This is a genomic window from Desulfobacteraceae bacterium (assembly GCA_022340425.1).
Classification (GTDB): domain Bacteria; phylum Desulfobacterota; class Desulfobacteria; order Desulfobacterales; family JAABRJ01; genus JAABRJ01.
The window spans coordinates 21,218-42,237 of the sequence record JAJDNY010000054.1 but is presented as its reverse complement, the minus strand read 5'-3'; the positions used below and the strand labels follow the sequence as shown (position 1 = coordinate 42,237).

The following is a 21,020-nucleotide window of genomic DNA, read 5'->3' as shown; positions in this document are numbered from 1 at the left end:
TCATGCTTGAGATCGTTTTTCTGGTCCCGCTTTTAACCGGTGCCGCCGCGTTTTTTCTGCCCGCCCGCATCGGGCGGCCCCTGCTGGTGCTCACCGGCGCCATTCACCTGGTCCTGTCGGTGATGGTCTGGGCCGGTGGCCTGGCCCCCATGTTTCCCGAATATTTTGCGGTGACCCCGGAGGGGCTCCTCTCCCTGCTGGTGATTTCGCTGCTCTTTTTCCTGATCTCCATATACACCAACGCCTATCTGCAGGCCTCCGGGATCCAGTCGGAAAACATCTTCAGCGGCTCCATGCTGCTCTTTCTGGCCACCATGACCATGGTTACCCTCTCGGATCACATCATGGTGATGTGGATCGCCATCGAGGCCACCACCCTGGCCAGCGCCCCCCTGATCTACACCCACCGCAGCGCTGCCTCCCTGGAGGCCACCTGGAAATACGTGCTCATTTGCTCGGTGGGGATCGCCATGGCGCTGCTGGGATCGGTGCTGGTGACCGTGGCCATGGACGTGGGCGGGGTGGAGGCGCCGATCTCCTTTTCGGCCCTGACCGATGTGGCCGGCAGTTTGGACCCCCTCTGGCTGAAGGCCGGCTTCGTCTTCATCCTGGTGGGCTACGGCACCAAAATGGGTCTGGCGCCGATGCACACCTGGCTGCCGGATGCCCACAGCGAGGCCCCCAGCCCGGCCTCGGCCCTGCTCTCCGGGGTGCTGCTGAACTGCGCCTACCTGGGGATCTTCAAAACCAACAAAATCATGCACGCTGCCGGCCTGGGTGGCTTTTCGGGGCCGATCCTGATGGTCTTCGGCCTGATCTCGATCACGGCCGCGGCCACCTTCATTCTCAAACAGACCGAGTACAAGCGCATGCTGGCCTATTCCAGCATCGAAAACATGGGCATCATCGCCTTCGGCACCGGTATCGGCGGCCTGGGCGCCTACGGTGCGATGATCTGCCTGATCCACCACAGCCTGATCAAATCGAGCCTCTTTCTGAGTTCCGGCAACATCCTGCTGGGCTTCGGCAGCCGGCTGATCCAGCACACCGGAGACCTGGCGGGCCGCATGCCCAGGACCTTCATCGCCTTTTTCGGCGGGTTCGCCGCCATCTCGGGCTTTCCGCCCTTCGGCATCTTCATCGGGGAGCTCCTGATCATCATCGCCGCCTTCCGGGCGGGCAACCACGTGGGCGCGGTCTTGTTCCTGATGAGCCTGTGCGTGATCTTCGCCGGTTTGGCCTACAACGTGATCAAAATTTGCTTCGATCCCGGGGACACCCCCGTCCGGATCAAGGAGTCGGCCAGCCTCGTCTGGCCCCAGTACGCGCTGCTGGCGACCTCCCTGGTGCTGTGCTGCTGGATGCCGGACACCCTCTACCAGACGATCATGCACGCGGTCAGCGCTATCGGGGGGAGATTCTGATGACCAGCCAATTCAAAACCATCGGCCACGGGCAAGCGGTCGCCATGGGGAGCATCCCCCATCTGTCCTTTGAAGACTTCGCCGCCCAGGCAGCCGCGATTGTTGCAGGCGGCGGCCAGGTGGTTCAGTTTTTCGCCTTCCCCCATGGGGCCGGCGTCCGCCTGATGGCCGTGCTGCGCGACGAAAGCCTGCTGGCCGCGGTCTGCGACGCACCCGAGGCCTACCCGGCCTTGACCCCGCGCTGCCCGGCCTTTCACCTCTTCGAGCGCGAAATCGCCGAGCAGTATGGAATTCGGCCCGAGGGCCACCCGTGGCTCAAAATGGTCCGCTACCACCCCAACCGTCGCGGCGTGGCGGACGTTTTCGGCAACGATTACGACGCCGACATCCCCGGCCGCTACCCCTACTATGCGGTGACCGGCGATGAGATCCACGAGGTGGCGGTTGGCCCGGTGCACGCCGGGGTGATCGAGCCCGGCCATTTTCGGTTCAACTGCATCGGCGAGCGGGTGCTCAACCTGGAAATCCAACTGGGCTACCAGCACCGGGGGGTGGAGGACCTGCTGCTAAAGGCCGCCGGCAAGCGGCTGCCGGTGATTGCCGAGAGCATCGCCGGGGACACCGCGGTGGGCCACGGCCTGTGTCATGCCCAGGCCGTGGAGGCCCTCGCCGGGATTCAGCCCGATGCGGGGGCCCAGACCATCCGCACCATCGGCCTTGAGTTGGAGCGCATCGCCAACCATGTGGGCGACCTGGGCGCCTTGAGCGGCGACGTGGCCTTTCTGCCGCCGGCCAACTACTGCGGCCGGATGCGCGGCGATTTCCTCAACCTGAGCCTGCTGGTCTGCGGCAACCGCTTCGGCAAGGGTTTGGTGCGGCCCGGCGGGGTGCGCTTCGCGCTTACCGACGAGAACCGCCGCGACATGAAGGCTCGCATCGCTGAGCTCAAGACTCAGGTGCAGCACGTTTGCGACCTGCTGTTCGGGACCCCGAGCGTCCGGGCGCGCTTCGAAGGCTGCGGCGTGGTGAGTCGGGCGGATGCCCGCCAACTGGGGCTGGTGGGGCCGGCCGGACGGGCCTGCGGCATCCCCTACGATGTCCGGCGCTCTTTCCCCAGTGAACGTTACGGCAGCCTGGAGATCCCCGAGCGGGCCGAGACCACGGGGGACGTCTGGGCGCGGGCCAAGGTCAGGGCCGATGAGGTGATGCAGTCCATCGCGATCATCGAAACGCTGCTGGCCGAGGCCGTCGAGACCCGGGTCATCGATGCGGCCGATCTGCCCCTGGCGCCCGACAGCGTCGTGGTCACCCTTCTCGAGGCCTGGCGCGGCGAGGCCTCCCACTGCATCCTGACGGATGCCGCCGGCGGCATCTGCCACTACAAGGTCAAGGACCCCTCCTTCCACAACTGGAACGGGTTGTCCATGTCCCTGAGAAACACCGGCATTTCCGATTTCCCCTTGAACAACAAAAGCTACAACCTGTCCTATTGCGGGTTTGACCTTTAAGCGAGAGCGGGGCGAACATGCTGAATGTACTGCGCAACAGATTCGAACAGGGGTGCAGAACGTCGAGATACCCCAAGGCGGAGGTCCAGCTGCCGCCGCGCTACCGGGGCCGGCCGCAAATCGACCCGCACGCCCCGCCCGATCTGGCCGCCGCGTGCGCGGCGGCCTGCCCTCAGGAGGCCATCGACCCGGCGGCCGCAACCATCGACATGGGACGCTGCGTTTTCTGCGGCACCTGCGAACGGCTCTCCCAGGGGCGCTTCGTCACCTTCACCCGGGATTTTGCAATCGCCGTCGCCGAGAAGTCGCACCTCATCACCCAGGGCCAGCTGCCGGAGTTGGCCGCACAATCCCGGCAGCATTTCAAAAAGCTCTTCGGCCGCTCGCTTCAGCTGCGCCAGGTGTCGGCGGCCGGCTGCAACGCCTGCGAAGCGGACTTGAACGTCTTGGCCACCCCGTTTTTCGACCTGGCCCGCTTCGGCATCAACTTCGTCGCATCCCCCCGCCACGCCGACGGCATCGTGGTCACCGGCCCCATTTCCCGCAACATGCAAACCGCCCTGCTGCAGACCCTGGAGGCCACCCCAGAGCCGCGGGTGGTGGTCGCCGTGGGCAGCTGCGCCCTTTCCGGCGGCCCTTTTCGGGGCAGCCCCGAAGTCAGCCAAGGTCTGGACAGCCTGCTGCCGGTGGATCTGTTCATCCCCGGCTGCCCGCCGCATCCCATGACCAACCTGCACGCACTGTTGAATTTTTTCAAATGATACAGTTCCGTAGAAAACCCAATTTCCGCGTTGCGCTGCATCTCGAAGTCGCTGCGGCGTAAAGTAGTAGGCCTCACGCCGCTGAAATTTGCGCGCCTTAACTTGGGTTTTATAGGGAACTGTCTGGTTTTTGACTTTCTACCGGCATATCAAGTGAGGGACCGTCGGCCCGGCGCATGGATCGCGGCCGGGCCGACGTTTTTTCATGGCTGGATGATGATGGTGGGGTACAGCCCTGCTTTGTCCCCTTCCGGATAGGGCTGAATGGTGTTGAAGGAGATGTTCTGGTTGCGCTGGGCGTGCCCCCGCTTCAGCTTGCCGTCGAAAAAGGCCCCGTTGGCCTCCAGGATGTGATGGATCCGCTCCTGGAACCCCGATACGAAGCTGCCGCCGCTGCCCTCGAAAAGCATCGCCCCCTTGCAGACCCGGGTGTCGATTTTGGCAAAGTCCTTAAGCGGCATGCTGTTGGCTTCCAGGTCCTGGGGGCTCCGGACCAACCCCCAGACGAGGTGGCCGGGGGGGACCGTCAAGGGTTTGCGGACATCGACGATCGTGTGCGGCATGATGACGCATTCCTGGCCGATGGTGATCCGGGCGCCCGGGCGCCCCCTGAGAAAAGAGTTGAATCCCACGAACACGTTCTTGCCCAGGTCCGCCTCGATGATTTTAGCCCCGTGCGCGGTGACGTTGTTGCCCTCGAGTTTGGCGTTGATGATGTAGCAGTTTTCCTGGGCATTGGCCCCCTTTCCGAGCACCGAATTCTGCAGGAAGGCCCGCTGCGCCACCAGCACGTTTTCACCGATCTTGGTTTTGGGCTTGATCACCGCGAAGCGGTCCAGAGAGGCACTGGCCGGAACCGACTCCGGGGTTTCGATGTTGACCACGTTGAAGACCCGCTCAAAAGCCTCCTTGCGGTCCTCCAGAAAATCCATGAACACGCCCTGGGGCGGGCTGCCGGCGGCAAAATAGACGTAGTTGCTCAATTCGCCGAGAGGGTAGCGGTACATGAAGTTGAAGTCTCCCGGCTTTCTCACCCAGACCGTTCCCGGATCGATACTCAGGTGGCTGACCTCCCCGGCCTGCACATAGGAGTAGGCGCCGATGACACAGTCGCGGATGGTGGTGAGGTCCACCGTTGCGAAGGGCCCCAGAAAACTGCCGTCGGAAGGCGAGCCGTGAATATTGGCGTAATGGGTGGAGACGGTGTCCTTGATGAAAAAGGTCTCCAGGGTTTCCGGATCGTGGGAGTAGTTGTGCACCAGGGTTTTGATCAGAAAGCTGTCTTCGATGCTGATCTCTTCGTCCTGGTCCACGGGGATATTGAAATCCTGGTATTGGAAGAGATCGCCGTTTTTCTTCAATTCATCGCCGCGGATATCGCTCTTGTAGAGCAGCGAGTTGGTGACCCGCACCTTGCCCAGAAAATAGCTGCCGGAGAGGTTGGAATGTTTGAACACCAGGTTCAGGGCATGATGTGGGGTGATCCCGTAAAAGGCGTAGAACTTGGTCATCTGCCCGGCGGGAATAAGTTTGTTCACCAGGGGGTTGACATCGAACTCCAGCTCCCGGAGATTGATGTTGACCCGCTGCACGATCCGGTCCAAAAGCTTATGAAGTTCTTTCATTGCGTTTCCCCAAGAGATTTTTGTAATTCGGATTCCTTCATGGAGTGGTAAACGGCGGCAAACACATCGGACAACCGCAAGATACCGACGATCTCGGCGCCCCGGGTGACCAGCAGGGAGAGGTTGGCGCCGGCGGTCAACTGGTGCAGCGCCATGTCCAGGGAGGCGTTTTCATCCACGTACTCCCCTTCCGTGGGACGCTGCATGTATTCCGTGACCTTCTTGCGGGCGGCTTCGGAATAGAAGTCCAGAATCGGCGGCGAGGACTTGAGATACTCCTCCTGCTGCAGGGCGACGGCCTTGCGCGTGAAACCGAACTGTTTGAAGTTGCGGATCTGCTCGAGGTTGGCATCCCGGGGCTCCAGGGCAGCAAGGAAATCCATCTGGCTGAGTTTGCCGACCACTTTTTTCTGCTTGTCCAGAATCAGAACTGCGCGATGGGAATACCGGTTTTGGTTGAACTGCTCCTGGGCCCTCTCCAAGGCCTGCACCGCCTCGAAAAGGGTGGCGTCCTCGGGCACCGTGGCATACTCCGAAATCGGCACCATCAGGTCTTTGACACTGTAATTCTTCACTGAAAACCTCCTGCGCTGAGACTGTCCGGTGGTGGGCGTTGGAAATTCGGCGAACCAACCGTCCGCTTCGCGTAAATGGTGATTGCGGGTGCATCGGGGGCCGCCGGGGGAAAAAATGTTCCCTTTGGGGGCCGGTCAGCAATCAGCTATCATGAATCGATTTTCTAATCAATCAAAACTCTTTGGAGTCGCCCAAGCGACCGGGGTGCGATGTTCCCCGAGCCAAACGAGACGTCTTCTGGCGGCCTTTTAGCGACTGCCCAAATTGACGAACCAGTAAGACAAAAATCAGACGGTTTCGAAAAAAGTTCAAGCTCAAGGCGCGCAAATCTCAGCGGCGTGAGGCGTACTTTGGTACGCCGCAGCGACTTCGAGATGCAGCGCAACGCAGAGATTGGACTTTTTGCGGAACCGTCCAAATTGATTTTTGAGTTTTTCGAAGATGTCGTGTAGGATGCCGCTGCTCGGCCATGACCACAAGCGGCCTCACCACCACTCGAACCGCAGGCGGTCTTGCCGCCGCAGGTGGGATGATAGAATAGGCCGCGTACCCCTTATGATCCAGCCCTGAGAGCCACCATGCAAAGCCGCTTCAGCCTGCGCGCCAGAATTTACCTCATCCTTGCCTTGATCGCGGCCATCACCGCTGCCGGCGGCTATGTCATGGTCTGGTACACCTACCGCATGGAAGCCCTGCTGACGACCATCGTCACCAAAAACATCGCCGCCTACCAGACCGCCGAGGCCCTGGAAACCGCCCTGATCAACCAGAAGGGCTTTGTCTCCTACTACTTCCTGGACGGGGACCCCGATTGGCTTCGCCAGCTGGGCGAATACCGGCAGATATTTCTGCAAACCCTCAAGGAGACCCGTGCCACCGCCGAAAACCCCGAACAGCTGGCAGCCATCTCGGCCATCGAGGCCGAATACGGCCGCTACATCGACACCAAGGACCGGGTGATCGATTTGTATCGAGAGGGCCGGCGCGAAGCCGGCACCAGCCTGCACAAAGAGGTGCGGGGACATTTTTTCAGGCTCCTCTCCCTCTGTGAGGGCTACAAGGCCCTGCACACCCAGCAGATCAGAGGCACCCGCGCGGCCAGCCACGCCGAAGCCCAGAACCTGCGCTTGACCGCCCTCTCCTCCATGGGGCTGGCCCTGCTGATGGTCCTGTTGCTGGCCTTTATCCTGGCCAAAAACATTTTGGGGCCGGTGCGCGAGCTGATGCGCGAAGCCGGCCGCGAGAGCCGCCCGCCTCCCACCGGCAACGAGATCAAGGCGCTCAGCCTCCGGGTGCGGGGCCTGATCGAAAACGTGGACCACACCCAGAGCGAACTTGAAAAAAGCCGTGAGCACCTCCTGCAGACCGAGAAGATGGTCATGGTCGGCAAGCTGGCGGCCGGCATGGCCCACAGCATCCGCAACCCCCTGACCTCGGTCAAGATGCGGCTTTTCTCCCTGGACCGCACCCTGGCGCTGAGCGACACCCAGCGCGACGATTTCAAGGTGATCTCCGAGGAAATCGACCAGATCGACACCATCGTCCAGAATTTCCTGGAGTTTTCGCGCCCGCCCAAGCTCAAGATGCAGCAGGTCAGCCCGTCGGAGGTGGTGGACCTGGTGGTCCAGTTGCTGCGCCACCGCCTGACCTCAAACGACGTCACCATCAGCGTCGAGCGCCTGCGGCCGCTGCCCGAGATCCAGGCCGACCCCGAACAGCTCAAGGAGGTCCTGGTCAACCTGGTGGTCAACGCCTGCGAGGCCATGAGCGCCGGGGGCGCCATCCGCATCACCGAGGAGCTGCAGCACATCGATGCCCGCCAGCAGGCCGTCATCCGCGTGCAAGACCAGGGCCCCGGGGTCCCCGAGACCCTCAAGGAGCGAATCTTCCAGCCCTTCTTCACCACCAAGGAGGAGGGTACCGGGCTGGGTCTGAGCATCGCCGCCCGCATCATCGCGGAGCACGGCGGCTGGCTCAGCCTGGATTCCCGGGAAGGCCGGGGCACGACCTTCACCATCAGCCTGCCCGCCGAGAGCGGATAAGGACGCCCGCCATGGACACGATCCTGATCATCGACGACGACGACCAGCTGCGGCGCAGTTTCGAGAAACTACTCACCGAGGAGGATTACGCCGTTCAAACGGCCCCCTCGGGGGAGGCCGGAGTCAAGCTGGTCGACCAGCGCAGCCCCGACCTGGTGATCCTTGACATGCGCCTGCCGGGCATGAACGGGCTGCAGACCTTTCTGCAGATCCAGCGCATCGAGCCCAAGCTGCCGGTGATCATCATGACGGCCTTCGGCACCACCGAGACCGCCATCGAGGCCACCAAGATGGGGGCCTACGACTACATTCTCAAACCCTTCGACATCCCCGACATGCTGGCGGTGATTCAGAAAGCCATCGAGGCCGGACACTTCATGCGCTCACCGGTGGTGGTCGACGGGGGCCTTCAGCAAACCGCGCGGGAGGCCATCATCGGCCGCAGCAAACCGATGCAGGACGTCTACAAGGCCATCGGCCGGGTGGCCTCCTCGGATGCCACCGTGCTCATCCGCGGGGAGTCCGGCACCGGCAAGGAGCTGGTCGCTCGGGCCATTTACCAGCACAGCCTGCGCGCGGCCAACCCGTTTCTGGTCATCAACTGCGTCGCGATACCCGAAAACCTGCTGGAAAGCGAGCTCTTCGGCTACGAAAAGGGGGCCTTCACGGGTGCCGCCCACCGCCGCGTGGGCAAAATCGAGCAGGCCCACCGGGGCACCGTGTTCCTGGACGAAATCGGCGACATGCCCTTCAGCATCCAGGCAAAGATCTTGCGGCTGCTCCAGGAAAAGAGTATAGAACGGCTCGGGGGCGGGGAGACCATCGCGGTGGATGTGCGCATCATCGCCGCCACCAACCGCGACCTGGAGGCCGCCCTGGTGGAGGGCCGCTTCCGGGAGGATCTCTACTATCGACTCAAGGTGGTCACAATCTGGCTGCCGCCCCTGCGGGAGCGCGTCGACGACATCCCGCTGTTGACGGAATATTTTCTGGCGCGCCACGGCGACAGCCTGGGGGTCGAAAACCCCGGCATCACCCCCGAAGCTACGGAGAGTCTGAAAACCTACAACTGGCCGGGCAACATCCGGGAACTCAGCAACACCATCCAGAAGCTGCTGATCTTCAACCGCGGCGCGCCCATCGGCCCCGAGGAGATCGGCCCGGCGCTGCGCGGCGGGGGGCAGCCGAGCGACCCATCCGACAGCGCCGGCACCACCGATCAGGCCCTTCGCCGGTGGGCGGTGGAAGCCCTGACCGCCAAAAGCCAGAAGAACCTGTTTGACGCCTGCATCGACCGTTTTGCCAGCATCCTGATCAGCGAGGCCCTGAACCTCACCGGCGGCAACCGCTCGCGGGCCGCCAGGCTGCTGGGAGTCTCCCGGCCGACCCTGCATTCCGGGATCGACAAATACGGCCTTAAAATCGAAACCACGGTAAAATAAGAGCGCGGCCAAACGTATCGCGCCGCGTGCGGTCCGGCTTATGTTTCGGCCGCCAGGCGGCAGGCGGCCCACTGGAGGCGCCCGGGGTTTTGAGGCCGAGACCAGCGCCTTTCCCACGCCAGGCTGTCGGCAGCATGAATTTTTCATCCCGAAGCAACGGGAAAAGGAGGCTTTGTGAGCATCAAAAAACAGTTTCTCAAATCCAAGCCGATCTGCAAGGTCACCTTCCGGCTGCCGGCGGAAACGGCGCCCGCCGCCCGGACGGTCCATCTGGTCAGCGAACTGCACGACTGGGACCGGGAGGCGCTGCCCTTCAAGCGGCTCAAAAACGGCGATTTCACCCTGACCCTGGATCTGCCCACCGACCGGGAGATTCAATTCCGCTATCTAATCGACGGGCAGCACTGGCATAACGAGCCCGAGGCGGACAAACAGGCGCCGACCTGCTTTGAGGATACCTGCAACTCGGTGATCAAGACATTTTGACGGGCCCGCCACCAGCCACCGGCCAAACCGGCTCCAAAAAGGAGGGGTAGCGTGGATCCGAAAACAACCGTCCTGATCATCGATGACCATCCGCTTTTTCGCGAGGGGCTCAAAGCCATCATCGGGCGCGAGCCGCGCTATCGCCTGGTCGGCGAAACCGACACGGCGCGCGCCGGCATTCACCTGGCAACCGAATTGAGACCCGATGTGATCATCGTCGATGTCTCACTGCCGGACAAAAACGGGATCGAACTGACCCGCGATCTGGCCAAACTGCTGCCCGAAAGCCGGGTCCTAATCATCAGCATGCACAGCAAGATCACCTACATCGCCACCGCTTTCCAGGCCGGCGCGCGGGGGTACCTGGTCAAGGAATCGGCCTCGGACGGACTCTTGAAGGGGTTGGCGGCGGTGGCCCGCGGCGAACTTTTTCTGGACAGCAGCCTCTCCTCCCAGGTGGTCGAAAATCTGCTCCAGATTTCGGTCACATCACCCGCCCCGGCGGCCTCACCCCATCCCCGGCTGACCCCCCGCGAGCAGGAGGTCATGCGCCTGCTGGCCGAAGGCTTCACCACCCGCGAAATCGCCAAGCGCCTGTTCATCAGCCCCAAAACGGTGGAAAACCACCGCGCCAATATCATGAAAAAACTCGATCTGCGCACCACCATCGATCTGGTGCGCCAGGCCGCGCGGCTGGGTCTGATCGACGTGGAGCTCTGGAAGGGCTGAGCTATCGACCGTCGTTCGGCATCAACACGATGTGACATTTTTTTCGACTTTCACCCCACTGCAGCGCAGGTTATGCCTTCATGAACATCTCCGACCAGATCAGCCAGGTGCCGGCACCGGGCCGCCACCTGCTTCATTTTCGGGGCGACACCCTGAGCTTCGAACTCACCGCCCCCGCCGACGCCGCGGGCAGCGCCTGGGTGCGAACCAATATCGGGCATGCCGACCTCGCCCGCCGCCAGATTATCCACGCCGTCACCCGCGATCTTCCGCCTCTCGCGCGCGACTGGTTTGACATCCCCCTGCAGCCGGTGTCCCCGGGCCGATTCCGGGTAACCCTGCCGCTTTGCGAGGTGGGCCATTTTCAGGCCAAGTGTTTTTTCCTGGACACCGGCGCCAGCGAACCGGTCTGGCCCGCCGGCGACAACACCGTGGTCAACGTCGCCCCGGCCGAATCCTGTGCCGCCAACATCGTTTACAATGCCTTCGTGCGCCAGTTCGGCCCCAACCAAAGCGGCCGCTTTCAGCCCGACGCGGCCCGCCGCAAATGCATCGCGGCCCTGGACCGGGACCGCTACACGGTCATTCCGCCGTCGGGGACCTTCCGCGATCTGATCCGCGAACTGGACTTCATCGTGGGCGAACTGGGCTGCCGCATCCTGCAGCTTTTGCCCATCCACCCCACCCCCACGACCTACGCCCGCATGGGCCGCTTCGGCAGCCCGTATGCCGCCCTGAGCTTCACCGAGGTCGATCCGGCCCTGGCGCAATTCGACCCCAAGGCCACCCCGCTGGAGCAGTTCATCGAACTGGTCGACGCCGTCCACGAGCGCAACGCCCGGCTCTACCTGGATGTCGCCATCAACCACACGGGTTGGGCCGCCAGCCTGCACGAGACCCACCCCGAGTGGCTGGCCCGCGACCCCGAGGGCCGCATCGAGGTGCCCGGGGCCTGGGGCGTGCGCTGGGAGGACCTGACCCGCCTGGACTTCAGCCACAAGGACCTCTGGCGCTACATGGCCGAGGTCTTTCTGCGGTGGTGCCGGCGGGGCGTCGACGGGTTTCGCTGCGACGCCGGTTATATGATACCGGTTGAGGCCTGGCGCTACATCGTGGCCAGCGTGCGCAGCCAGTTCCCCGACACCGTCTTTCTGCTGGAGGGCCTGGGGGGCAAGATGTCGGTCACCTGCAAGATCCTCAGCCGCGCCAACTTCGACGCCGCCTACTCCGAGCTGTTTCAGAACTACAACCGCGGGCAGATCGAATACTATCTGCCCGAGCCGTTGGAGATCAGCCGCAGCGACGGCCTGATGGTGCATTTTGCCGAAACCCATGACAACAACCGCCTGGCTGCCCGCTCGCCGGCCTACGCCCGGATGCGCACCGCGCTGTGCGCGCTGCTGGCCGACCACGGCGCCTTCGGCTTCGCCAACGGCGTCGAATGGTACGCCACCGAGAAGATCATCGTTCACGAGGCGCCAAGCCTCAACTGGGGCGCCGAACCCAACCAGGTGGCCTGGATCCGCCGCCTCAGCGACCTGCTGAAAACCCACCCGGCATTTCACGCCGAGGTCGAACTCAAGATGATGCAGCAGGGCGAGGGCGAGTTCATCGTCATGCGCCGCCGCCACCGACCCAGCGGCCGCAGCCTGCTGGTGGCGGCCAACCTCGACGACCGGCAGCCGGTCACCGCCGGCTGGAACCCGCGCCAGGTGGAGATCGCGGCCGAAGCGTGGGTCGACCTGCTCACTGGCCAGCGAGTGGTGCCCCGGGAGGCCGGCACCCGCCGGCTGCTGCCCCTGGCGCCCGGCCAGGTGATGTGCCTGAGCCCGGAGCCTTCGGACCTGGCGCTCCTGGAGGGCGCCGCGGATCCCCTGAGGCTGCCGGCGCGCATCGCGCACCAGTGCCTGCGGGCCAAGGCCCTGGAGGTCTGCCAGATTTTAAGCCAAACGGCCGACCTCGGCGGCTTCGACCCCGATGCCGGCGCGGCCCGTCTGGCCGCCGACCCGGCCGCCTTCTGCCGCGAGGCCGGCCCGGACAACGCGCCACCCCGGATCACCCGCTGGCAATGGCCGACGGATTGCCGCCGCACCGTCATGCTGCCCCCCGGCCATTTGCTCCTAGTCATCGCGCCGCTCCCCTTTCATGCCCGCATCATCCAGGAAGGTCGGACGCTGGCCGCCGAAAAAAGCCTCGCCCGGCAGGACGGCACCCACTTCGCCCTCTTTACCCCGCTGCCAACCCCGCGGCGCCACCAGCGCCAGAAGCTCAAGCTGACGGTTTTCAGCCCCGGCCGCAGCACCCACGCCCAGGGCCCGCTGCTGCAGCTGGCGGCAGCCCGCGACGCGGCCGCCATGCGGGTCTTCAGCCACACCGAAATCCGCCGTCGCAAGCCCCTCTTCCTGGCCGCCAACGGCCGCGGCGCGATGACCCACCTGCCGGTGATGTGGGGCCGGCTGGAAAGCCGCTATGACGCCATCCTGGCCGCCAACCTCGATCCCGAAGTGCCCGAGGACCGGCGGGTGCTCTTCACCCGCTGCCGAGGCTGGCTGGTCTACCAGGGCTACTCCCAAGCCCTGAGCTTCGACTGCCTGCACCAGTTCCGGTTGGACGCCCCCTCCCGGGGCACATGGCATTTCCACGTCCCCACCGGACAGGGCCAGCACGTTTTTCTGGCGCTGACCCTGACGATGGCCCCCCTGCAGAACCGCGTCCAGCTCCGCTTCCAGCGGCTGCCGGCCGAGGGCCGAGCCTCGCGCCTGGATGACCGGCGGCCGGTGGAACTGATCCTGCGACCGGATGTCGAAGACCGCAGCTTTCACGACACCACCAAGGCCTACACCGGCCCCGAGAAGACCTTCGCGGCCGCCGTGCAGCCCGCCGCCGACGGATTTCACTTCGCACCCGCCGGGGACCATGGTCTGACGGTCCGGCTGCCCGGGGGGCGCTTTACGGCCGCACCGGAATGGACCTATATGGTGCACCGCCCCCTGGAGGCCACCCGCGGCCTGGACCCGGACTCGGACCTCTTCAGCCCCGGCTACTTCTCCTGTTTATTGGCCGGCGGCGACCAGGTCGAAATGACCGCCGTGGCCCGCAGGGCCTCCGACCCGGCAGCCCAGACGACGGTTTTGCCGCCGCCCAAGGAGCTGCCGCTGCGCTGGCCGCTGGCTGAGGCTTTAGCCGGCGCCCTGGACCAGTACGTCGTCAAGCGGGGGGCCCTTCGTTCCGTGATTGCCGGCTACCCCTGGTTTCTGGACTGGGGCCGGGATGCGCTGATCGTCGTCCGCGGACTGATCACGGCCGGTAAAACCGCCGCGGCGGCGGCCGTCCTGCAACAGTTCGGCCAGTTCACCGAAAACGGCACCCTGCCCAACATGATTCACGGAAAAAATGCCGGCAACCGCGACACCTCGGACGCACCGCTGTGGTTCGTGGTGGCCTGCGGCGACCTGATCCGCAGGCAGCGCAGCCGCCGGTTTCTGGAAAGCGACTGCGGCGGCCGCAGACTGGGTGAGGTGCTGCTGGACCTGGGCGCCGCCCTGATGGCCGGCACACCCAACGGCGTGCGGATGGACCCCGCCTCCGGGCTGCTTTACAGCCCCGGCCACTTTACCTGGATGGATACCAATTTTCCGGCCGGGACCCTGCGGGCCGGCTATCCCGTTGAAATCCAGGCTCTGTGGTTCGCCGCCCTGAGCGTTTTGAAGCGCATCGACCCACAGGAGAGCGGCGGGCCGTGGCAAAAAACAGCGGCGCGCGTCCGCCGGGGGCTGCAGCAGCACTTTTGGCAGGAGCAGGCGGGCTATCTGGCCGACTGCCTGCACGCCACGCCCGACACGCCGCCGCAGCGGGCCGAAATCGACGACGCCCTGCGGCCCAACCAGCTTTTCGCCCTGACCCTGGGTGCGCTGTCTGCACCCGAGGCCTGCCGCCGGGTGCTGACGGCCTGCGAAACGCTGCTGGTGCCGGGCGCCATTCGCAGCCTGGCGGACCAGCCGGTTTCCCGCCCACACCCGATCCTGCACCAGGACCAGCTGCTCAACGACCCCCACAACCCCTACCAGGGACGCTATCTGGGCGATGAAGACACCCGGCGCAAACCCGCCTACCACAACGGCACGGCCTGGACCTGGGTCTTCCCGAGCTTCTGCGAGGCCTGGGCCCTGACATACGGCAAAGCCGGGCATGCCACCGCCCTGGCCTGGCTGGCCAGCGGCACGCGCCTGCTCAACCGCGGCTGCTGCCTCCAGATGCCCGAAATCGTGGACGGCGACGCCCCCCACCAGCAGCGCGGCTGCGATGCCCAGGCCTGGGGGGTCAGCGAGCTGCTGCGGGTCTGGCTCAAGCTGCAGTCGTAAAGGGCAGCGGACTTGACCTTTGGCCGCGGAGCGAATAAGAATCAGCCCGTTGGTCTGTCGCAGCGGCGGGGAGCCCACCACCGGGCGACGCCAAACGGGGGCAGGCCCCCATCCCCTCAAGGGCGCGCCGTTTGCGGCCGAAAACTAGCGCACCTGCGCCTGGCACCCGGGGATTATCCCAGGTGCAAAATCGACGGTTCCGTAAGTCCAATTTCTGCGTTGCGCTGCATCTCGAAGTCGCTGCGGCGTACAAAAGTACGCCTCACGCCGCTGAGATTTGCGCGCCTTAAACTTGGCGCTTTTTTCGAAACCGTCTGGTTTTTGACTTTTTTCTGCTTCATAAAAATCTTTCGAACCTAACGCCAAATCCAAGGAAACAACATGGGGCTTTTGCAGACCTTTCAAGTTTACCCGACCATCCCTCCGAAGCTCGCTTTTATCGAAACCCTCGCGCGCAACTACTGGTGGAGCTGGCAGCGCGATGCGGTGGACCTTTTCCGGCGCATCGACCCGCGCCTGTGGGCGGCCTCCGGCGAAAACCCGCTGGTCTTTCTGACCCGGGTCTCCCAGAACCGGCTGGAGAACCTGGCCGGTGACAACAGCTTCATGGGCCATCTCGACCAAGTCCGGGAGCGCTTTGAAAAGCGCGTCCTGGCCCCGCTGGAGAACTCCAGCGCGCCGCTGGGGCCGGACAACTGCGTCGCCTATTTCTCCATGGAGTTCGGCATCCACGAGAGCCTGCCCCTTTACTCGGGCGGCCTCGGGATCCTCGCCGGGGATCACCTCAAGGCGGCCTCGGCCGTGGCCCTGCCCCTGGTGGGGGTCGGGCTGCTTTACCGTCAGGGCTATTTTCACCAATACCTGGACCAGAACGGCTGGCAGCAGGAGTCCTACCCGGAGACCGATCTTTACACGATCCCGCTGCGCCACGCCAAGGTCAACGGCGAGAATATGCGGCTATCGGTGGCCGGTCCCGACGGCGAGATTCTCGCCACCGTCTGGCGGCTGCTGGTCGGCCGCATCCCGCTCTTTCTGCTGGACACCAACCTGCCGGAAAACTCGCCCGGGGTGCGGGACCTGACCGCGCGGCTCTACCCCGGCGACGGCCGGACCCGTCTGGCCCAGGAAGCCCTGCTGGGCATCGGCGGCATGCAGGCACTGAGCATCATGGGCATCACGCCCGCGGTCTGCCACATGAACGAGGGCCACAGCGCCTTTGCGGGCATCGAGCGCCTGGCCCAGACCGTGTCCCGCTACGGGGTGGACCTCAAAACCGCACTTGAAATCGTCCCGCGCACCACGGTCTTCACCACCCACACCCCGGTGGCGGCCGGGCACGACGAATTTCCCGTCGACCTGGTGCGGCCGGTGCTGCGCCCCCTCGCCCGCCGCCTGGGCCTTCCGGAGGAGCAGGTGCTGGCCTGGGGGCAGGCCGCCGGCACGGGGCCGAACGCCCCGTTGTCGATGTTTGTCCTGGCCCACCGCATGTCCCAGTACTGCAACGGCGTCAGCCACCTGCACGGCCAGGTGGCGCGGCGCATGTGGTCCCACATCTGGCCCGACCGCCCCGAGGACGAGATCCCGATCACCCACATCACCAACGGGGTGCACATCCCCTCATGGATCTCCTCGGGGATTTCAACCCTCTTTGACCGCTACCTGGGGCCGGACTGGAGCCTGCCGCCGCGCGACCCGGCTAACATCAACCGCATCGACGAAATTTTCGAAGAGGAGCTCTGGCGCACCCACGAGATGAGCCGCACGCGCCTGGTGCGCACCTGCCGGGAGCTGATGGTCAAGCAGTACCGGCGGCGAAACGCCCCCCTGGCGGTCATCCGCGAGGCGGAATCGGTGCTGGACCCAGGCATTCTGACCATCGGGTTCGCGCGCCGCTTCGCCACCTACAAGCGCGCCAACCTCCTCCTGCAGGATCCCAAACGCCTGGAAGCGCTGTTGAACTCGGAAAACCACCCGGTCCAGATCATCTTCGCCGGCAAGGCGCACCCCAAGGACAACGAGGGCAAGGCCCTGATCAAGCGCCTGATCGACTTTTGCCACCGCCCGACGGTCAGAAACCGCGCCGTCTTTTTGGAGGATTACGATCCCTGGATCGCCCGCCAGATGCTCCAGGGCGTGGATGTCTGGCTCAACACCCCGCGCCGCCCGTTCGAGGCCTGCGGCACCTCCGGAATGAAGTCCGCGGTCAACGGGGGCCTCAACGTCAGCATTCTCGACGGCTGGTGGTGCGAGGGCTACGCCGAAAACCGCGGCTGGCGCATCGGCAACGGGGACGACTTCGACGATCCGGGCTACCAGGACACCATCGAAAGCCAGGCCCTTTACAACGTGTTGGAAAACGACGTGATTCCGACCTTTTATGAAAAAACGGAAGGGGACATCCCCATGCGCTGGGTACGCATGATGAAGGAGGCCATGAAAATGGTCATGCGGGATTTCAGCGCCCTGCGGATGATTCAAAACTACCAGCACCGCTTCTACCTGCCCGCCGCGCGGCGCCTGAACGAACTGCTGGCCGACGACGCCCACGAGGCGCGGGCGCTGGCCCGCCAGCGGGAGCGTCTGATAAGCCGCTGGGGGGCGATCCTCGTCGAACCCCCCGAGCGCCCGGCGGCCCACCCTTTCCGCGTCGGGGAGGAGTTTCGGATCACCGCCGTGGTACACCTGGGTGAGCTCCAGCCCGAGGAGGTGGCCGTGGAGCTTTACTACGGCCCGCTTAAATCGGTGGATGCCCTGGCCAACAGCTTCACCCAGCGGATGGAGATGGACGCCTGCTACGAGCCGGGCCGCTATCTTTACGCCTGCAGCATCTCCTGCCGGATTGCCGGCCGCTACGGGTTCACCGTCCGGGTGTCGCCATTGGCCGACGACTGGGTGAAATTCACGCCGGGCTTGCTCACCTGGGCCTGACGCCCGCCGCGTGGTCCCGGAAAAAGCGAGGACCGCAGAAAGGAGCACACCCCATGGCCCCTGCCACACGCAACCCGCGCATCCTGATCGTCACCCCCGAGGTGACCTACCTGCCCGACGGCATGGGCAACATGGCCAACTACCTGGCCGCCAAGGCCGGCGGGCTGGCCGATGTTTCGGCCGCCCTGGTCAGCGCGCTCTATCAGCAGGGCGCCGACGTGCACGTGGCCATGCCTGACTACCGCGGCATGTACAGCGACCAGCTGCCGGAGATCCTCAAAAAGGATTTCAAGATGATCCGCCAGGTCATGCCCAACGACCGCGTCCACCTGGCCGAGGACCGTGCGTTTTTCTACATGCATCACGTCTATTCCAACTACAGTTGGGAAAACATGAAAATCGCGCTGGCCTTCCAACGCGAGGTGATCAACAACATCGTCCCCCGCGTGCGCCCGGACCTGATTCACTGCAACGACTGGATGACGGGTTTGATCCCGGCCATGTCGCGCCAGATGGGCACGCCGTGCCTCTTTACGATCCACAACATCCACACCATGAAGACCTTCCTTGCCCAGATCGAAGACCGCGGCATCGACGCGGCCTATTTCTGGCAGCACCTCTTCTACGAGAACATGGCCTACGATTACGAGGAGACCCGCGAACAAAACCCCGTTGACCTGCTGGTCAGCGGGGTCTTCGCGGCCCACTTCGTCAACACCGTCAGCCCGACGTTCCTCAGGGAAATCGTCGAGGGCCGCCACGGCTTCGTATCCCAGCCGCTGCAGCACGAAATCAGCAACAAGTACCATGCGGGCTGTGCGCTGGGGATCCTCAACGCCCCCGACCCGTCATTCAACCCCGTGGAGGACCCGGCCCTGCACCGGCGCTACAGCCCCGCCGAGCATGTCGCCGGCAAGGCCGCCAACAAACACTTTCTGCAAAACCGTTTGGGGCTGATCCCCAATCCCCGGGCGCCGCTTTTCTTCTGGCCCTCGCGCCTGGATACGATCCAGAAAGGCTGCGAGCTGCTGGCCGCGTCGCTTTACAAGGTCGTCTCCGAGTTCTGGGACCAGCAGCTGCAGATCGTTTTCGTGGCCAGCGGCGAATACAAGACGGTCTTTAAAAACATCGTCGGCTTCCATGATTTCGCCCGGCGCGTCGCCATCTGCGATTTTAACGAAAATCTTGCCCGCCTGGCCTACGGTGCCGCCGATTTCGTCTTGATGCCCTCGCGCTTCGAACCCTGCGGGCTGCCCCAGATGATCGGTCCGATCTACGGCGCCCTGCCGGTGGCCCATGACACCGGCGGCATCCACGACACCGTCGCCCACCTGGACATCGCCGCCGACCGCGGCAACGGGTTCCTCTTCGAGGTCTACGACCCCAACGGCCTCCAATGGGCCACGGCCGAGGCCATGCGCTTCTTCAACCAGCCCCAGGCCGTTCGCGCGGCCCAGGTCGCGCGCATCATGGCCCAGAGCGCCGCGACCTTCAATCACGCCGTGACCGCCCAGAACTACATCGATCTCTACGAAAAAATGCTCGAGCGGCCCCTGATCCGCACCTGACCCGCGGCATGCGGCCGGCGCCCGGTCCGCCGCAAACAACCCGCGGGACCGGGCGCTGCCCCCCCCGATGAGGCGCCGGAAAACCCGGGCAGACTTTCCACCCAACCCGTGCGGCGCCTACATAGCCGACGTCCTACCCCAGGTTGCGGGCGGCAAACTCCCAATTGACCAGGTGGTCCAGAAACGCTTGGATATAATCCCCCCGACGGTTCTGGTAGTCGAGGTAATAGGCGTGCTCCCAGACGTCGATGGTCAGAAGAGGCGTCAGCCCGGCCGTGAGGGGGGTATCGGCATTGCCGGTCTTGACAATTTTCAGGTCGGCGCCATCCCGCACCAGCCAGGCCCAGCCGCTGCCGAACTGCGAGGCCGCGGCATCCTTGAATTCGGCGACAAACCCCTCATAGCTGCCGAAGGCGGCGTTGAGTGCGGCCGCCAGGCTGCCGTCGGGGACGCCCCCGCCGCCGGGCTTCATGCTCAGCCAGTAGAAATTGTGGTTGAAGACCTGCGCGGCATTGTTGAAGATACTGGTCTGCTCGGGTTTTCCGGCGGTTTTCTGAACCAGGGCGACGAGATCCATTTGGGCCCATTCGGTCCCGGCCACAAAGCCCCGGGTCTTGTCAACGTACCCGCGGTGGTGCTTGCCGTAGTGAAACCCGATGGTCCGGGCTGAAATATGGGGTTCAAGGGCGTTTTCCGGATACGGCAGGGGGGGCAGGTCGATGGCCGTTTCCCCGGCCCGGCCCTGTCCACGCCCGCCCAGACCGGCCAGGTGCAACATCGCCAGGGCGCCCATCCCGGCTGAGACCTTCAAAAAAGTTCGCCGTGCCAGCATACTGGACCTCCTTTGCAATCGTCTATGATTCGGATCTGGTCCTAAGTGCCAACAAGCGCGGGGGTGTGTCAACCTCAAAATGGGGCGCGCCATCGGCGGGCCGTTGCGCCGGCTTGAAGCGCCGGCGGCCGGGGGGAAAGCTTTAAGGTGCGACGCCTCTCAGGCATCCTCGGTCGTTGGCGGGCGGCGGGAGCGGAAGGCCGGGTGGCCGCTGCCGTCCACCGGCGGCCAGATCTCGAAACGCGCGGCGATCCCGTAGGCGCGCGCCTTGCGGCAGGTTTCGGCCTCGGCGGAATCCAGTTCGGCAATTTGCTGCGGGGTGGGCTCGAAAGCGTCGGGCCGCTCGATGGTTTTCCAACCATAGCCGGTGATGAAATGAGTGGCCCGGGCCTCCGCGTTATCGGCGCTTTTGTCCAGGACCCAGACCGTGACGATGGCCCCGCCGAGATTCCAGGTCAGCGGGCTGGCCGGGTCGGGTTCGGCGGCAATCTGAAAAACAAAGGTCCTCACGCGGCTGCCTTTCTTCCAGTGGCTGGTCCCCTTTGGGCGAGTCGCCCGGAGCGCTGCGCGCCTGCCGGGCTCCGCGCGTTTGGGCGGCCGGGTGTCTGACGGCTGAAGGCGAAAACGCTTACCCTATCGGACGGCCGCGGGCCAAACTGAAACCGCCCCTCCGGGCCACGCCGCTTTCCGCCATCGCCGGAAGTACCCGGGCAGCGGCACCCCCCACTTTACAGGGTG

Annotated in this window: 14 protein-coding genes; 10 read left to right on the top strand and 4 right to left on the bottom strand. The window is 64.4% G+C overall.

Translation table 11 applies throughout. From position 1 onward, the window contains the following. Positions 1-2: 2 nt before the first annotated feature. From LJE63_05060 to LJE63_05050, 3 genes are read left to right on the top strand one after another with little or no spacing between them, the layout of a single operon-like run. A complete protein-coding gene (locus LJE63_05060; GenBank protein ID MCG6905974.1) occupies positions 3-1,424 on the top strand; it encodes a hydrogenase in 1,422 nt (473 codons plus the stop codon). Further along, the gene (locus tag LJE63_05055; GenBank protein ID MCG6905973.1) at positions 1,424-2,932 is read left to right on the top strand and encodes an NADH-quinone oxidoreductase subunit C; all 1,509 of its coding nucleotides are present in this window, start codon (positions 1,424-1,426) and stop codon (positions 2,930-2,932) included. Before LJE63_05060 ends, LJE63_05055 begins: the two co-directional genes overlap by 1 nt. A gap of 17 nt (positions 2,933-2,949) precedes the next feature. Next, entirely contained in the window at positions 2,950-3,693 is a 744-nt protein-coding gene (locus LJE63_05050; GenBank protein ID MCG6905972.1) for a hydrogenase, read from the top strand. A gap of 203 nt (positions 3,694-3,896) precedes the next feature. Here LJE63_05050 and LJE63_05045 read toward each other — a convergent pair whose 3' ends face one another. Together LJE63_05045 and LJE63_05040 are read right to left on the bottom strand one after the other, a co-directional pair. Then, the gene (locus LJE63_05045; protein ID MCG6905971.1) at positions 3,897-5,318 is read right to left on the bottom strand and encodes a transferase; all 1,422 of its coding nucleotides are present in this window, start codon (positions 5,316-5,318) and stop codon (positions 3,897-3,899) included. Then, positions 5,315-5,893 (bottom strand): CBS domain-containing protein, encoded by a 579-nt coding sequence (locus tag LJE63_05040; protein MCG6905970.1) that lies wholly within the window; start codon positions 5,891-5,893, stop codon positions 5,315-5,317. Before LJE63_05040 ends, LJE63_05045 begins: the two co-directional genes overlap by 4 nt. A gap of 579 nt (positions 5,894-6,472) precedes the next feature. On the opposite strand from LJE63_05040, the gene LJE63_05035 reads away from it, so the two are divergent. The 7 genes from LJE63_05035 (at position 6,473) to LJE63_05005 (ending at position 19,450) form a co-directional block, all read left to right on the top strand. Then, complete coding sequence (locus LJE63_05035; protein MCG6905969.1) at positions 6,473-7,936, top strand: CHASE3 domain-containing protein; 1,464 nt, start codon at positions 6,473-6,475, stop codon at positions 7,934-7,936. 11 nt (positions 7,937-7,947) lie between these two features. Next, complete coding sequence (locus LJE63_05030) at positions 7,948-9,378, top strand: sigma-54 dependent transcriptional regulator (GenBank protein ID MCG6905968.1); 1,431 nt, start codon at positions 7,948-7,950, stop codon at positions 9,376-9,378. Between the two features lie 174 nt (positions 9,379-9,552). Next, a complete protein-coding gene (locus LJE63_05025) occupies positions 9,553-9,864 on the top strand; it encodes an isoamylase early set domain-containing protein (GenBank protein ID MCG6905967.1) in 312 nt (103 codons plus the stop codon). A 51-nt stretch (positions 9,865-9,915) separates the two neighbouring features. Further along, positions 9,916-10,593 carry a response regulator transcription factor gene (locus LJE63_05020; protein MCG6905966.1) on the top strand — a complete coding sequence of 226 codons (678 nt, stop codon included), beginning with the start codon at positions 9,916-9,918 and terminating at the stop codon, positions 10,591-10,593. Positions 10,594-10,673: 80 nt separating this feature from the next. Next, on the top strand, positions 10,674-14,954 hold the full coding sequence (locus tag LJE63_05015) for a glycogen debranching enzyme N-terminal domain-containing protein (GenBank protein ID MCG6905965.1): 4,281 nt from the start codon (positions 10,674-10,676) through the stop codon (positions 14,952-14,954). Between the two features lie 381 nt (positions 14,955-15,335). Continuing rightward, positions 15,336-17,882: an alpha-glucan family phosphorylase gene (gene glgP, locus LJE63_05010; GenBank protein ID MCG6905964.1), complete on the top strand. Its 2,547-nt coding sequence runs from the start codon at positions 15,336-15,338 to the stop codon at positions 17,880-17,882. Positions 17,883-17,935: 53 nt separating this feature from the next. Beyond that, the gene (locus LJE63_05005) at positions 17,936-19,450 is read left to right on the top strand and encodes a glycogen/starch synthase (protein MCG6905963.1); all 1,515 of its coding nucleotides are present in this window, start codon (positions 17,936-17,938) and stop codon (positions 19,448-19,450) included. Between the two features lie 133 nt (positions 19,451-19,583). Here the strand turns inward: LJE63_05005 and LJE63_05000 are convergent, their stop codons facing one another. After that, on the bottom strand, positions 19,584-20,228 hold the full coding sequence (locus LJE63_05000) for a superoxide dismutase (GenBank protein MCG6905962.1): 645 nt from the start codon (positions 20,226-20,228) through the stop codon (positions 19,584-19,586). A 213-nt stretch (positions 20,229-20,441) separates the two neighbouring features. Further along, positions 20,442-20,792, bottom strand: a complete 351-nt coding sequence (locus LJE63_04995) for a hypothetical protein (GenBank protein MCG6905961.1) — start codon at positions 20,790-20,792, stop codon at positions 20,442-20,444. Between the last annotated feature and the right edge of the window lie 228 nt (positions 20,793-21,020).